The sequence below is a fragment of the Desulfurispora sp. genome, assembly GCF_052744395.1.
This window is the reverse complement of sequence record NZ_JBRAJI010000012.1, coordinates 19493-35022: the sequence shown is the minus strand read 5'-3', so window position 1 is coordinate 35022 and position 15530 is coordinate 19493. Positions and strand designations below refer to the sequence as shown.

Annotated in this window: 12 protein-coding genes; all 12 read right to left on the bottom strand. The window is 62.3% G+C overall.

Going from position 1 to position 15530, the window contains the following annotated elements; translation table 11 throughout:
* Positions 1-19: 19 nt before the first annotated feature.
* The 12 genes from ACUVTU_RS04965 to ACUVTU_RS04910 all read right to left on the bottom strand — a co-directional run bounded on the left by ACUVTU_RS04965 (position 20) and on the right by ACUVTU_RS04910 (position 15512).
* The gene (locus ACUVTU_RS04965) at positions 20-1336 is read right to left on the bottom strand and encodes an amidohydrolase (protein WP_445888850.1); all 1317 of its coding nucleotides are present in this window, start codon (positions 1334-1336) and stop codon (positions 20-22) included.
* Between the two features lie 57 nt (positions 1337-1393).
* Positions 1394-2044 carry a class II aldolase/adducin family protein gene (locus ACUVTU_RS04960; RefSeq protein WP_445888849.1) on the bottom strand — a complete coding sequence of 217 codons (651 nt, stop codon included), beginning with the start codon at positions 2042-2044 and terminating at the stop codon, positions 1394-1396.
* A gap of 96 nt (positions 2045-2140) precedes the next feature.
* Positions 2141-3406 carry an adenosylhomocysteinase gene (locus ACUVTU_RS04955; protein WP_445888848.1) on the bottom strand — a complete coding sequence of 422 codons (1266 nt, stop codon included), beginning with the start codon at positions 3404-3406 and terminating at the stop codon, positions 2141-2143.
* Between the two features lie 101 nt (positions 3407-3507).
* Positions 3508-4548, bottom strand: coding sequence for an S-methyl-5-thioribose-1-phosphate isomerase (gene mtnA / locus ACUVTU_RS04950; RefSeq protein ID WP_445888847.1), 1041 nt, complete (start codon positions 4546-4548; stop codon positions 3508-3510).
* A 29-nt stretch (positions 4549-4577) separates the two neighbouring features.
* Positions 4578-5372, bottom strand: coding sequence for an S-methyl-5'-thioadenosine phosphorylase (gene mtnP / locus ACUVTU_RS04945; RefSeq protein WP_445888846.1), 795 nt, complete (start codon positions 5370-5372; stop codon positions 4578-4580).
* A gap of 238 nt (positions 5373-5610) precedes the next feature.
* Complete coding sequence (locus ACUVTU_RS04940) at positions 5611-6261, bottom strand: hypothetical protein (RefSeq protein ID WP_445888845.1); 651 nt, start codon at positions 6259-6261, stop codon at positions 5611-5613.
* A 322-nt stretch (positions 6262-6583) separates the two neighbouring features.
* A complete protein-coding gene (locus tag ACUVTU_RS04935; RefSeq protein ID WP_445888844.1) occupies positions 6584-8542 on the bottom strand; it encodes an FAD-dependent oxidoreductase in 1959 nt (652 codons plus the stop codon).
* Between the two features lie 17 nt (positions 8543-8559).
* A complete protein-coding gene (locus tag ACUVTU_RS04930) occupies positions 8560-9087 on the bottom strand; it encodes a 4Fe-4S dicluster domain-containing protein (protein ID WP_445888843.1) in 528 nt (175 codons plus the stop codon).
* A gap of 22 nt (positions 9088-9109) precedes the next feature.
* Positions 9110-11191 carry a molybdopterin-dependent oxidoreductase gene (locus ACUVTU_RS04925; RefSeq protein ID WP_445888842.1) on the bottom strand — a complete coding sequence of 694 codons (2082 nt, stop codon included), beginning with the start codon at positions 11189-11191 and terminating at the stop codon, positions 9110-9112.
* Positions 11192-11365: 174 nt separating this feature from the next.
* Positions 11366-12757, bottom strand: a complete 1392-nt coding sequence (locus ACUVTU_RS04920; RefSeq protein ID WP_445888841.1) for an FMN-binding glutamate synthase family protein — start codon at positions 12755-12757, stop codon at positions 11366-11368.
* A 165-nt stretch (positions 12758-12922) separates the two neighbouring features.
* Positions 12923-14812, bottom strand: coding sequence for a TRAP transporter permease (locus ACUVTU_RS04915; RefSeq protein ID WP_445888882.1), 1890 nt, complete (start codon positions 14810-14812; stop codon positions 12923-12925).
* A 157-nt stretch (positions 14813-14969) separates the two neighbouring features.
* Positions 14970-15512: a DUF1850 domain-containing protein gene (locus ACUVTU_RS04910; RefSeq protein WP_445888840.1), complete on the bottom strand. Its 543-nt coding sequence runs from the start codon at positions 15510-15512 to the stop codon at positions 14970-14972.
* Between the last annotated feature and the right edge of the window lie 18 nt (positions 15513-15530).

Below are 15530 nucleotides of genomic sequence, written 5' to 3'. Positions count from 1 at the left end.
CCCGCCGGCAAGCCCGGCTTTATTGCTGCACGGCCGCCACCAGGCGCCGGGCGCGCTTTTGCACCTCGGCATACACTTTTTCTTCATCTATGGTCAGCACCCGGCGGTTTTGCATGACCAGGCGACCGTCAATGATCACGGTATCCACATCGGCGGCCGCCGCCGCGTAAACCAGGTGGGCATACCAGTCGTGCGGCGGACAGAGGTGGGGGGCCCGGGTATTGAGCAAAATCAGATCGGCCTTGAGACCCGCTCTCAGCTGCCCCACCTGCCCGGCCAGACCCACTGCCGCCGCTCCCCCGGCCGTGGCCATGTACAGGGCGGCGTAAGCGGGCAGGGCGATGGGATCACCGGTGGACACTTTCTGCAAAAGCGCCGCCGTGCGCATTTCCTCAAACATATCCAGATTGTTGTTGCTGGCCGCCCCGTCCGTGCCTAGGCCCACTATGGCGCCGGCCCGGCGCAGTTTTTCCACCGGGGCGATGCCGCTGGCCAGCTTCATGTTGCTCTGGGGGTTGTGGGCGATGCCCACCCGGCGGCGTACCAGAATTTCCACATCCGCATCGGTCAGATGCACACAGTGGGCCGCCAGCACCGGGCGCTCAAAAAGGCCCACCTGTTCCATCAGGGCGATGGGAGTCTGGCCGTACTGCTGCTGGATCATGCTGATCTCGTCCCGGGTCTCGGCCAGGTGGATGTGGATGCCCACATCCAGGTCGTGGGCCAGGCGGAGCACCTTTTCCAGATACTCCGGCGGGCAGGTGTAGGGAGCGTGCGGCCCCAAAGTGACCGTAATCCGCCCCTGCCCCTGCTCCTGCCAGGCCTGCACCAGCTCCCGGCTGTAGGCCAGCGCCTCCTCACTGTTGGGCGCCGTGCCAATCATGCCCCGGGCGATGCTGGCCCGCAGGCCCGCCTCCAGGGCGGCCTGGCCGGCCCGCCGCATGTGGAAATACATATCGGCAAAGCAGGTGGTGCCCGACTTGATCATCTCCAGGCAGGCCAGCAGCGTGCCCCAGTAGATGTCGTCGCGTTCCAGGTTGGCCTCCAGGGGCCAGATTTTGTCATTGAGCCAGCTCATCAGGGGCATGTCGTCGGCATAGCCGCGCAAAAGGGTCATGGCGGCGTGGGTGTGGCAGTTGACCAGCCCGGGCAGAGCCAGCATCCCGCCGGCGACAATGGTTTGATCGGGCTGAAAATCGGCCGGCAGCCCGGACAGCGGGCCGACATAAACCAGGGTATTTCCATCAATGGCGATGGCGCCATTTTCCACCGGCGGCAGCGGGCTGGCGCTTTCCATAGTGATAATAGTGGCATCGCGAATCAATATGCGGGACATCTTCCCACCTCCTGTTCCTGGTCGCCTTAAGGCAGCTTTTTCGGCGGCCTGCTTAAATCAGCGGGGCTGTCCATAGTGCCGGGTAAAAATGCGGCGCAGTTCGGCCACTTCGATCGGCGGCAGGATGTGCGGCTGGCCCAGGCTGCTGGCCAGCAGATAGACCATGGCCGATTTTTCCACCACCTGACACACAGTCAGGGCCTCTTTTAAATGGCGGCCTACGCCCACCACACCGTGGTTGGCCAGCAGCACGGCCTGGCCCTGCCCCAGCGCTTCGGCCGCCAGCTCGGCCAGCTGCTCCGTGCCGGCCCGGGCATAGGGGGCGCAGGGCACCGCCCCCCCGGCCACCTGGGCGGTTTCCTCCAGGAGGGGCGGCAGCTCCCGGCGCAGCACCGCCAGAGCGCTGGCATAAATGCTGTGGGTGTGCACAATGGCCCCCACATCAGGGCGCCGCCGGTAGATGGCCAGGTGCAGCAGGTATTCCGATGAGGGGCGGCGGTGGCCCTGGATGACCTGGCCCGCAAGGTCCAGGCAAACCAGGTCCCGAGGCTTAAGCTGCTCATAGGCCATGCCGCTGGGCGTGATCAGAATCTGCCCGGGCTGCGGACCCCGGCAGGAAATATTGCCCCAGGTGCCCAGCACCAGACCCCCGCAGCTCATGGCCCGTCCGGTCTGAATGATCTCGGTTCGTTCTTTTTCTTCAACCATTTTCTTGCGGTCAGCTCTCCTGCCCGCTGCTGCCGGGTGCATCCCGCCGGAACGCCTGTACCGCCGGGGCCCGTTAGCAGCCGGTATAGTATATTTTCAGGCTTTGTGCGCCGGCAGGCCGTGCGAGTGCACATACTCCTGCTGCTCCGGGCTCATCTGATCAATGGCTATGCCCAGAGACTGCAGCTTGAGCCGGGCCACCCGCTGGTCAATTTCCACCGGCACATCATAAACGCGCTTTTCCAGCGCCTGGCCCTGTTCGCGGACAAAGCGGGCCGCCAGGGCCTGCAGGGCAAAGGACAGATCCATGATTTCGGCCGGGTGGCCGTCCCCCGCGGCCAGGTTGACCAGCCGGCCCTCGCCCAGCAGATACAGGTGCCGCCCGTCGGGCAGAGTGAATTCTTCAATATCCTTGCGCACGGTGCGCCACCCGGTGGAGACCCGGCGCAGCTCGGGCTTATTGATTTCCACGTCAAAATGCCCGGCGTTGGCCAGGATGGCCCCGTCTTTCATGCGCCGGAAATGATGGGCCCGCAGCACATCCTTGCAGCCGGTGACCGTAATGAAGATGTCGCCCTCGGCCGCCGCCTGGTCGCTGTGCATGACCTGGTGCCCGTCCATGTAGGCCTCAATGGCCCGCACCGGGTCCACCTCGGTGACAATCACCCGCGCTCCCAGGCCCCGGGCCTTCATGGCCACGCCGCGGCCGCACCAGCCGTAACCCAGCACCACCACGGTTTTGCCGGAAACAATCAGGTTGGTGGTGCGCATGATGCCCGCCCACACCGATTCGCCGGTGCCGTAGCGGTTGTCAAACAGGTATTTGCAGCGGGCGTCATTGACCGCCAGCATGGGAAACAGCAGCCGGCCCTCCCGCTCCAGCGCCCGCAGCCGCATCACCCCGGTGGTGGTTTCCTCGCAGCCGCCCAGCACCTGGCCGGCCAGGTGGGTCAGCCCGGTGTGCAGCAGGTGCACCAGGTCGCCGCCGTCATCTATAATAATGTGCGGCTCCCAGGCCAGTGTGGCCGCCAGGTGATCGTAATATTCCTGTTCGCTGGCGTTGTACCAGGCGTACACATTGAGGCCGGCTGCGGCCAGGGCGGCGGCCACGTCATCCTGGGTGGAAAGCGGGTTGGAGCCGGTGATGGCCACCTGAGCGCCTCCCTCCCGGATCACTTCGGCCAGATAGGCGGTTTTGGCTTCCAGGTGGATGCTCATGGCCACCCGCAGCCCGGCAAAGGGCTTCTGGGCGGCAAATTCCTCCCGGATCACGTTTAAAACCGGCATGTGGGCTTTCACCCAGTCTATTTTCAGGCGCCCGGCCGGGGCCAGACCAATGTCGCGCACAATGTATTCCTGCATATTTTGCCCGCTCCTTCCCTGCAGTTTTCTTTATTTTTGCCCGCGGTACTCCCGGCGGGCCCGCTCAGCCAGCGCACACCCGCCGCTTTACGCCGGCGCAATCAGCAATCTTGCGCAAAAAGGGCCGGTAATGTCTCCGTATAGGGCGGGCGGTACACGCCGCGCTCGGTGATAATGGCTGTGACCAGCCGGGCCGGCGTGACATCAAAGGCCGGATTCCACACCTCCACCCCTGCGGGCGCCACCCGCACACCGCCAATGCAGGTTACCTCCTCGGGCGCGCGCTGTTCGATGGGAATTTCCTGGCCGCTGGCCAGGCTCAGGTCAATGGTAGACAGGGGCGCGGCCACATAAAAGGGGATGCCGTGTTCCCGGGCCAGCACCGCCACGCTGTAGGTGCCGATTTTATTGGCCACATCCCCGTTGCGGGTGATGCGGTCGGCACCCACAATCACCGCGTCCACCTTGCCCAGGGCCATCAGGTATCCGGCCATGTTGTCGGTAAGCAGGGTCACGGGAATGCCTTCCTGCAGCAGTTCCCAGGTGGTCAGGCGGGCTCCCTGCAGCAGGGGGCGGGTTTCATCGGCGTAAACATGGATCTTTTTGCCCTGCTGGTGGGCGGCCCGGATCACGCCCAGCGCGGTGCCAAAACCGGCAGTGGCCAGCGCCCCGGCATTGCAGTGGGTGAGCACGCCGGCCTGCTCGGGCAGCAGCTCCGCCCCGTGCCGGCCCATGGCCTGGTTGGCCCGGTAGTCCTCATCGTAAATGGCCCGGGCTTCAGCCAGCAGCAGCTCTTTGAGCTGCTGCGGAGTGGCGGGCAGGGCCGCCGTCATTTTGTCCAGCAGGCGGCGCAAAGCCCAGTGCAGATTGACCGCGGTGGGCCGGGTGGCGGCCAGCCGGTCGGCAATTTCCCGCACCCGGGACAAAAAGCTCTGGCTGTCGGCACAATCCAGGCTTCGGGCGCCCAGGGCCAGTCCGTAAGCCGCCGCTGCACCGATGGCCGGCGCTCCCCGCACGGCCAGACGGCGGATGGCCGCACAAACTGTATCTACATCCCGGCACTGAATATATCGCACCTCTCCGGGCAGCAGCGTTTGATCCAGCAGTACCAGACAGTCGTCCTGCCAGCGCATGGTTTCCATGTGGTCATGTTCCTTTCTCCAGTTTAATGTTACTTTTTTTCGGACACGGCCACCGGCTCCTCCAGGGCCCGGCGGCAGGCGCAGTCGCGTTCCTGCGGCAACAGGGCGATGGCCCGCATGAGCAGCCGGCGCAGGTTGGCCCCGTTATCGGTCATGATGTCCACCACTTCCTGGTGGGACAGTTTGCCGGGCGAAATGCCGGCCGCGTAGTTGGTCACCATGGCCACGGTGGCGTAGCAAATCCCGGCCTCCCGGGCCAGCACCACCTCGGGTACACTGGTCATGCCCACCAGGTCGCCGCCCAGCATTTTAAACATTTTAATCTCGGCCGGCGTTTCAAAGCGCGGCCCTTCGGTGCAGACATAGGTGCCGGCCGGGTGGCAGGTCAGGCCCAGCTCGCCGGCCGCCTGCCGCAAGTAGCGGCGCAGTTCCGGACAGTAGGGCTCGGTCATGTCCAGGTGCACCACGCCCTGCTCCACAAAGGTGGAGGGCCGCCCTTTGGTGAAATCCAGAAACTGGTCCACCAGCACAAAGTGCCGCGGGGCCATCTCCAGGTTCAGCGAGCCCACGGCCGCCGTGGCCAGGATGCTCTGCACGCCCAGCTGCCGCAGGGCGGCAATATTGGCCCGGTAATTCACCAGATGCGGGGGCACCGAATGGTCGGCCCCGTGCCGGGTCATGAAAGCGACTTCCCGGCCGTCGTACCGGCCGATCTTTAACGGCACAGCACCGTAGGAGGTGCTGACGGTTTCTTCCCTTAAATCGCTCAAGATTTCCGGATCATAGACTCCTGTACCACCAATTACCGCAATCTTCACAGCCATTTGAGTTTCCCTCCCCGGTCGGCTAGTCCCGGTAAACCGCGCCGCCATGGCAGCGTCCCCCGCGCGGTCTCCCCAATGCGCCTAGAGTTAGCATGGTTTGCAACAATTCCATGTATTCGCCCTGTTTCCAGCTATTCCTGTTGCAGGGACAAATTTTATCAGGCGGCTCCAAAATAAAAAAGCCGGAGCTGTGCTCCGGATCACCGGTTAACCAGTTTTCAGACATTAAAGGATTCCATCAAGCGCTCATTTCCAGATCAGCGCTCTCCACCTCGCAGGCTGCAGCGGCGAACTGGGTCTGCAGAAATTCCCCTATGCTTTGCTGAATGCTCAAATCGCAGAACAGATCCAGCACCCCGGCCAGCCGCTCCAGCAGGTCGGGCTGAGCCAGCAGCGCGGGCAGCATTTCGGCCGCCTGGTTGATATAACCGGCCAAAGTAGCGCTGCGGGGCAGTGAGGAGAGCAAAACCGGCAGCTGATAGATCATTTCCCGCATCTGCTGCGCTTCGGGCGGGCTGGCCATGAACTCCTGCACATATTTCACCACTTGCCGGAACCCTTCATAGTCGGGCAATTGACTGGCAAAAGCCAGCATTCCGGCTGCTTTTTCCACCCATTCGGCCTGCATGGACAGATCGCAGAAATAATCGGCCAGGTTTTCCAGGATATCGCGCACCCCCTCGTACTGAGGCAGGTCGCGCACAATATCCAGCACTGCTTCGCCAATCAATTGGATTTCTTCAGCTGTAAATGGCAGATCGCTAATTAATTCATATATTTGCCCGGCTACATCACCAATCTGACGCCAGCTGGCCAGATCGCAAAACAGATCAAAGATCTTTTCTACAGGTGCGGCATTTTTGTTTGTATACAGTATCAAATCAACCATAGCACTTCAACCCCCTGTTCCCCTTATTTTACATAAGAAGTTAACAAAAGAAAAGATATTTTTATAAATTTATAACTAGCGAAAATAGTCCCTAGAAACATGAAGAACCGGTATTAATAGCATTGGCGAATATTATGGTTAGCTAAATCATATTACGCTAATATTGGTGCGTTATTTTTCTAAATATGATATAAGCGAAACAGGAAGGCGGATCCAGAAGAAAAAATAAAAACCCGCACCGGCAGGCAGCCTCGGGTCAGGCACCCGGTGCGGGTTTCAGGAAGGGGGGTTTTATGGGGCGTCAAAGGATTTTCCGGCGGTATCAGGCACCGTACACGTTTTGCAGCCAGACTCTGCGGGCACAGTCCGGGCAAACCGCCCGGCCGTTTACCGGCACCTCCGCCGGTAACTTTGCCCCCGGGGAAACGGCCGAAGCTTCATTTTGATTGCGTCCGCTGCCCGCATCCTCCTGCAGCAGGGCGTTGATAAAGCCCAGATGCCGGGTAGTGACAAAGGGCTGCCCGCACTGCGTGCAGCGCACCAGGGGCAGGCGGGCCAGCAGCGCCCCGGTCAGGCGAATCTCCCGGTAGCCGTCCTGATCGGAAACCTGCAGGGCCCCGTGCGGACAGCTGGTAGCGCAGCTGCCGCAGCCCAGGCAGCGCCCGGCGGTGCTGGTGAAATCGGTCGGGCCGCTGCTGCCCTGCACATAGCCCAGCTGCAACGCCACCGCGCCAATCTGGTTGTTGCAGGTATCCACACAGCGCCCGCAGGCCTGGCAGAGATCGCAGCGCAGGCAGCGGCGGGCTTCCGCCATGGCCGCGGTTATGTTGGGAGCATCCATAATTTCGGCAAAGCTGTCCTTTTTTTGGGCACTGTACAGCCGGTGGGGATCAATGGCCCCGGGATTCTGTCTTTGTTCGGCACTGCTCAAAAGGGGCGGCAGAGGTGAACGCAGCCGGGGAGCCAGATCAGCTTCCGCGGGCGGACAGCCGCGCAGGTAGGCGTCAATGCCCGCAGCCGCCCGGCGCCCCGCAGCGATGGCCCGCACGGCGCTGGCCGGACCGCTGACATTATCCCCCCCGGCAAAGACCATGGGCAGAGCGGTTTGCTGGTAGCTGTTAACAGCAATTAACTGGTTTTGCACACCAATATCTGCGCTCAAATCTTGCAGGTAATCCAGATCTGGACTCTGACCGGTGGCAAAAACCACTATATCCACCGGCATCACCCATTCTGAACCGGCCACCGGCTCGGGCCGGCGGCGGCCGCTGGCATCGGGCTCGCTGAGCCGGTTTTTCTGACAGCGCAAACCGGTGACCTTCTGGTGCTTACTGATGATTTCCACGGGCGCGGTCAGGAAGTGCCACTCCACACCCTCCTGCCCGGCCGCCCAGATTTCTTCCTCCAGGGCAGGCATTTCGGCCCGGCTGCGGCGGTAGAGCAGCGCCACCTCCCGGGCCCCCAGGCGCAGGGCGGTGCGGGCCACATCAATGGCCACGTTGCCGCCACCCACCACGGCCAGCCGGCAGCCGGCCACGCCGGGAATGTCGGGCGTCTGCCCCTCATTCAGGGCGCTGTTCACCAGGCGCAAAAATCCGGTTCCGTCATACACTCCGGCTATGCTGCGGGCGCCCGGCAGCGGGATGGAGGAACGCCAGGCCCCGGTGGCCAGAAAGACCGCCCGGTAGCCCTGCTGCCTGAGCTCTTCCAGCCCCTGGCGGCCGCGCACCGGGTGGCTCAGCCTGATTTCCACGCCCAGGGCCTGAATGTAGGCAATTTCCTCCCAGAGCAGCTGGCGGGGCAGCCGGTAGGGCGGAATCCCGTAGGCCAGCATACCGCCCGGCCGGGACATGGCTTCAAATACGGTCACCGGATAGCCGCGCCGGGCCAGGAAGTACGCCGCGGCCAGGCCGGCCGGACCGGCGCCCACCACGGCTACCTTTTCCGGGTACTGCACCGGCAGAGGGACTGGGCGGGGCAGCGCCGGGCATCCCCGGTCCGCAGCCACGCGTTTTAAGGCGCAGATTTCGATGGGGCGATCCACCTGAGCCCGCCGGCAGGCTTTCTGGCAGGGGTGCTCGCAAATACGGCCCAGCGTGCCGGGCAGGGGCAGATCTTCGTAGATGCGCTGCAGCGCCCCGGCAAAGTCCCCGCCTCCCAGCAGGGTGATGTAGCCGGGAATATCCAGCCCAGCCGGACAGGCCGCCTGGCAGGGGGGCAGGGTTCTTTCAGCAGCGGTGCTGTCCCCGGGCACTGCGCCCGGGCCGGTTATTGATGTCATGCTCACGCTCTCTCACCTCACTGCCCGGCCCGCCGCCGCTTTCTTTCCAGAGGGAAGCAATCCCGGGCATAACGGATGCGCTTGATGTCGGGCAGATGATCCACGGCCACCAGCTGTAGGCAATCCACCGGGCAGGCCTGTACGCAGGCCGGTTTTTCGCCGCTGTCCAGCCGGTCTTTGCACAGGTCGCATTTCACCACTTTACCCAGCCGGGCATCCCACTGGGGCGAGCTCCAGGGGCAGGCCATGATGCAGCTCTTGCAGCCTTTGCACAGGTTTTGATCCACATAGACAATGCCGTCCTGTTCCCGCTTGCGCATGGCCCCGTTGGGACAGGCGGCCACACACCAGGGCTGCTCGCAGTGGAAGCAGGAGATAAAGACGTAGTTGGCCCGGGGCTGCCCGCCCACCAGCATGGGGCCCACTGTGATCACCTGGTTGGGGCGGGGGCCTACCGGCAGCCCTTTGTTCACCTTGCACTGCACTTCACAGGCATGGCAGGAAATGCATTTGTGGTTATCGTGATAAAGATAATAATTGCTCATTTACCCGCGCCTCCTGGAGATTTTATAGCGGCCTGACCGTGACAAACACATGCTGCAGAGCCGGGCTGCCACCCACCCGGTCGCTGACATTCTCCTGCAGCACGGCATCGCTGCCGCCCCTGCCGTAGCTGCGCGTCTGGGCCGGCACCGTGTGGCCGAAGCCGTGCAGCATAAACACCGCCTCGGGATGGATGTGGTCGGTGACCTGGGCTTTTAAGCGCACCTGACCGCAGCCCGAAGTTACCTCCACCATCTGGCCGTCCCGGATACCCAGCCGGGCGGCCTCGGCGCTGTTAATCCAGAGGGTGTTTTCCGGCAGCTGTTCGCTGAGCAGAGCGTTGTTCTGGGTGGACACATGGGTGTGCACGGCGGCCCGGCCCACCATCAGGCGGTAAAAACCGGCCGGCGCGGGTGGCACCGCTTCGTAGGGCGGCAGGGACGGAAAACCGTTTTTCTCCAGGAGACTGGATACAAACTCGATCTTGCCCGAAGGTGTCTTGAACTTCAGGCCGTCTTTGCGGTCCTGGAAGATGGCCTGATCGGCCAGCGTGACATAGCCGCACCGGGCAAAATCGCTGATGGAAATGCCGGTGCCCTCCAGCTGGTAGTTCCAGAGGTCTTCCAGCGTGCGGTAGGGGAAGTACTGCCCGATGCCCAGGCGGTCGGCCAGCTCCTTGATGATCTGCCAGCCCGGCCGGGTGTTGTAGCGCGGGCTGACCGCCGGTTGGCGCATCACCAGCATGGGTTTGAGTCCGCCCACTTCCTGGATGGAGTCGCCCCGTTCCAGATAGGTGGATTCGGGCAGGATCACATCGGCCAGCCAGGCGGTCTCGCTGAATTGAATGTCTATGGCCACCAGCAAATCCAGGTTGTTGAAGGCCTCTTTGGTGTACTGGCTGTCGGGTATGGACATGACCGGATCGTGGCGCCAGACCAGCAGCCCCTTCACCGGATAGGGTTTTTCCTCTTTGATCACCCGGGGCAGTTCCTGCACCACGCCGTGTTCCGGATCGGCCACCGGATACAGCTCGCCAGCCGCGCCATCGCAGCGGGGTATTTTCACCGCGGGCAGTTCCTGGCCGGTCAGGCGGCGCAGGGGCGACCGGCCCACATCGCGGACCGTCTTTTTGATAAACAGGCCGCCCGGGCACTCGATGCTGCCCAGAAGCGCGTTAAGCATCAGGATGGAGCGGCGCAGATAAATTTCGCTGGTGTAATGGGCACAGCGATAACCATAGTGGAAAATCACCCGCGGCCGGGCGGCAGCGGCTTCCCGGGCCAGCTCGGCTATTTCAGCAGCTTTGATGCCGGTTTCCTGCTCGGCCCATTGCGGGGTGTAAGGCTGCACAAATTCAGCCAGCGCCTCAAAACCTGCCACCCAGCGCTCCACAAACTCGCGGTCATACAGGCCTTCATTGATCAGCACATGCATCAGAGCGTAGTTCAACGCCAGATCGGTGCCGGGGCGGATCATCAGGTAGCGGTGGGCCCGGGTGGCCGTAACGCTGACCCGCGGATCGATGTAAACCAGCCGGGCGCCGTTCTCCAGCGACCGGGTCAGGGTTTTCACAGCCTTGAGTTCCAGGGACTCAAAGTAGTTGCGCCCGTAAAGCACCAGGTAGCGGACATTTTTCAGGTCCACTCCAAACTGGTCATCTGTATAACCGGTCAGTGAACGAAAAGCCGTGTTCAGTGACCCTTTGCAGCAGGAGTTGTGCGTAAAATAGTTGGGTGAACCCAGAGCGCGCAGAAAGGTCTTGCTGATGTGAGAATTCAAGTGGGTACGTTCGGTCAGAGCAATGCTCTGGCTGCCATATTTTTCTCTGATCTGGTGCAGACGCTCGACCACATAGTCCAGCGCTTCTTCCCAGCTGGCTTCCCGCCACATCCCGGTGCCGCGCGGCCCGGTGCGAATGAGGGGGTTTTTCAGCCGCTGCACATCGCCCAGCAGGCTGACCCCGGCAGCTCCCTTGGGACAAATGCTGCCCTCAATTCCTTCCATATAAGGGTTGCCCTCAATCAGCCGCACGTCATCCTTTTCCACCCGCACCCGAATGGGGCAGCGCACGGTGCACATCAGGCAGATACTAAATACGTCTGGCATCTTTTCCTCTCCCCTGATCAGTTATGTCCGGTTTCCACAGCCAGGATGAAAAATTATTTATAATCAAATTTTAGCAGGATAGCGACAATATAAATGTCATCCGCCACGCACCGGCGCTGTCGTTAGAACGACATTGCCGCCACTGGCCGGAGCATTATGCCTCTTTAGCCGGCATTAATGACGGCCGGGCGGATGAAAAGCCAGCTGCAGTCCGGTAATCTCGGCCACATCCCGGTCCACGGTAAACATATCTTCCGGCCCCACCTGGCGCAGGGCGGTCTTGCCTAGCGCCCTGACGGCTTCCTCCATTTCGCGCACGGTGCTTTTCAGAAAACGGGCCAGACTGCGGGCCCCGGCCTCCACATTAAACCGGTCGCTGTAATAACCATCGGCATAGGCCACCTGGGTGGGCGGCTCAAACGGCACCGCCCGCAGCGCCTGGGTGTGGGTGGTGGCCAGCAACACCGCTGTGCCCAGGTAAACGGCGTCGGCCCCCAGAGCCAGTATTTTCAGACAGTCCCCGGGCGTGATCAGGCCCCCGCCCACCAGCAGGCTCACTTTGCCCTGCAGCCCCCTTTCCCGCCAGAACCGGGCGGCCCGACAGGTGGCGATCAGGGTGGGCAGGCCGAAGTCGTCTTCCAAAATGGGCATGGACATATGGGTGCCGGCTTCCCGCCCGTCCACACTGACAAAGTCGGTTCCGGCCGCCGTGCATATTTCCAGATCCTGTTCCAGATCCTGCCCCGCGGCAATTTTCACCCCCACCGGCACCCCGCCGGTCACTTCTTTTAAACGCCGGATCAGGGCGGCCAGCTCGCGGGGCGAGGTGGCATGGCGCAGGCGGTTTTCCACCACCAGATCCTGGCCGGCCGGCAGGCCAGCCCGCCGGCGCACCTGCTGGCTGATTTTGGCCGCCGGCAGCACAAAGCCCGCCCCGGCCCGGGCCCCCTGCCCCAGCTGTATTTCAATGGCATCGGCCTGGCGCAAAATGGCGGCCTCTTTGTTCCAGCTGCCGCGGGAATACTGTAAGATTAAATGGCGCGCCGCCTGCCGCTCGGCCGCCAGCCAGGGGCCCTGACCGGTATTGGTGGCGGTGCCGGCCAGAGTCGCCCCCCGGGCAATGGCCACTTTAAAGCGCTCGGACAGGGCCAGCCCGTAGGCCATCCCGCCGATCAAGATGGGGATGGGCAGTTTTAAGGGCCGGGCGGACGCGGGACCAATCACCACCCTCATGTCCACCGGGCATTGCAGAGATGCGGGCAGCACGGCCAGCTGGGCGGCGTTAAAGAGGATTTTGTCCAGATAGTTATACTTGCGCCGGGTGCCCAGGGGTCTTTCAATGTAATCCTGCGCCGCCGCCCGCAGCTCGGTTTCCACCAGCCCTTCCGGCGTCAGGCGTCCGGTGCCCACGGCCAGTTCCCAGAGGTTTTTTTCGTATTTCTCAGTGATGATGGAGTAAACCAGTTTGCGCACAGCCAGCCCGGTGGCCTGTCGGGCCAGGACGGGCAGGCCCAGCGCTCCCAGGGCAATAGCACCACCGGTTTTCCAGAATTTGTCCCAGCGCATGGCCGGCACCACCTTTCCGGCTTGATTGTTGATCTTGCTCTTATTATTTACCCTGCGGCCCGGCACATTGCAGTCCCCACAGCCGTGCGGGCAAACAAAAAACCGGGAAAAATTCCCGGTTTTGGTTTGGAAAACTGGCGTCTTTTTTGTTACTACAGCACCAGACTAGGCGCGGGTCGCGCTGCGCCGGCGGAGATACTGCGCGGCGGTGGCCAGCAGCAGCAGGCCCAGGCCGATTAAATCGGTCAGGGGATGCGGGTCCACCAGCAGCAGCCCGCCGGCAAAAAAGAGCAGGCGCTCCCAGAGGGCGGTGCGGGTGAACAAATAACCGGCTACCGCCGCCCCGATACCAATCATCCCGGTAACCGAAGTCAGCATCATGCGCAGCACTTCGGGCCAGGTGGTGTCAATCATCAGCAAAGCCGGCGACAGCACAAAAATGTACGGGATCAGGAAAGCGGCAATGGCCAGCCGGGAGGCATTCACGCCGGTGCGCATGGGATTGGCCCGGGCAATGCCCGATCCGGCATAGGCCGCCAGAGCCACGGGCGGCGTGACGTCGGCCACAATCCCGAAGTAAAAGGCAAACAGGTGCGCCGCCAGCACGGGCACGCCCAGCTGAATAATGGCCGGCGCAGCAATGGTGGAGGTGATCACATAGTTGGCTGTTGTAGGTACGCCCATGCCCAGTACAATAGATGAAATCATGGTAAAGAACAGTGTGGGCAGCAGGTGACCTTTGGCCAGGGCAATCAGGGCGGTGGCCAGTTTCAGTCCCAGGCCGGTTTTGGTGACCACACCGATGATAATGCCGGCCGTGGCACAGGCGATGATCACGCCCAGGGCGGCCCGGGCACCGTTTTCCAGACCCTCCAGGACGTCACGCCAGGAAATGCGGGTGTTGGAACGCAAACAGGAGGCCACAATGGTCAGCAGGATGGCCCACAGCGCCGCCCGCATGGGTGTGTATCCGGCTATCAGCAGATAGACAATAGCCAAAAGCGGGATAGCCAGGTGTCCTTTCTCCAACAGCAAGCGTCCCACCCGGGGCAACCGGTCGCGGGGAATGCCCTTTAAACCGTACTTTTTGGCCTCCAGGTGCACGCCAATCCAGATACCGGTAAAGTACAGGATGGCCGGAATAACGGCAGCCTTGACCACGGTAATATAGGGAACGCCGATAAACTCGGCCATTAAAAAGGCGGCGGCCCCCATGATGGGCGGCATCAGCTGTCCGCCGGTGGAGGCGGCTGCCTCCACCGCCCCGGCAAACTCGGGCCGGTAGCCCAGACTTTTCATCATGGGAATGGTAAAGCTGCCGGTCCCGGCCACATTGGCCACCGAGCTGCCCGAAACCGTACCCATCAGGCCGCTGGACAACACGGCCACCTTGGCCGGACCGCCACTGGCCCAGCCGGCCACCGCATTGGCCAGGTCAATAAAGAACTTGCCCAGTCCGGTTTTTTCCAGATAGGCCCCGAAAAGAATGAACAGAAAAATAAAGGTGGCCGATACACCCAGCGGAACCCCGAAAACTCCTTCCGTGGTATAGAAAAGGTGTCCGACCAGATGCAGCAAATCCACCCCCTGGTGGGCCAGCAGGCCCGGTACCCAGGGACCGGCAAAGGCGTAAGCAATAAAGAGCACGGCTACCGTGACAATGGGCCAGCCCACCACCCGGCGGGCCGCTTCCAGTAAGAGCAATATTCCTGTAACACCAATAAACAAATCCGCCGCGGTTAGTTCACCGGCCCGCAGGACAATCTGTTTGTAAAACAGCACAATATAAAGCGGTGCCCCGGCCGCCAGTACAGCCAGCACGGCATCCAGCCAGTGCAGCGTCTGGCGGGACCAGCTGCGCCGCCCCGGGTAGAGCAGAAAAACCAGCAGCAGGGCAAAGGAGAGGTGTACCGCCCTCTGCAGCTGAGCATCCAGCACCCCGAAAACGGCCGTGTACAGCTGAAAGAGGGAAAAAGCCACCGCCACTATGGAGATCAGCAGCGCCAACTTTTTTCCCGGCCGCCGGTAATCGGCTTCCCGATCGTACTTAGCCATCAATTCTTCCAGATTAACCGCATCATTTGTATCCCGGCCCGGCAAAGCCTTCTCGTTGGGCAAGTTTTTCTCGGCCAAAAGATCAACAACCCCCCTTCTGACTCAGGCACACGCTACAAGCAAGCAAACTCGGGCGCTCCCGGCCCCACCGGCCGGTTCATGGACCGCGCCACCAAAAGCCGAGCAGACCGGGCAGGCTCCGGCGCACCGCGGTGATGCGCACCAGGGCTCCGGGCGCAAAATAGCTGCTCAGCGGGTAGTCCTGCCCGGCATAGCGCAGGTGATAATGATTCAGCGGCACTACGCGCAAATCCAGCCCGGGCATTTGCCGGTGCAGGCCGGTCAGCTCAAAATAGCCCTCCCGGAGCACCAGCCTGCCCTCGCCCGGCTCAAAAGGTGTACCCACCCCGTAGGACTGAAAAGCCGTGCCGGTGAGCAGCAGGCCCCGGCCCGGGAGAGCCACAAACTCCTCCCACACCGGCGTTTTGTTTACCGAGTGCCGGTATTCCAGAGTAAAATGGCTCCCTTGCCACAGGGGTAGCAGTACCGTCCCGGCACTGGCCGCTCCCCGGCCGCCCGGTGCTGCCGGCCGGTCGGGCACGGCCTGCAGCTGCAGAGCGGGCCAGCAGGGCACCAGCGCCAGACAGCTGCCCAGCAGGCCCAGCAGCACTATCCGGTTGATTTTTCGCCGCCCGGCCATCCCACCACCGTCCTGTCC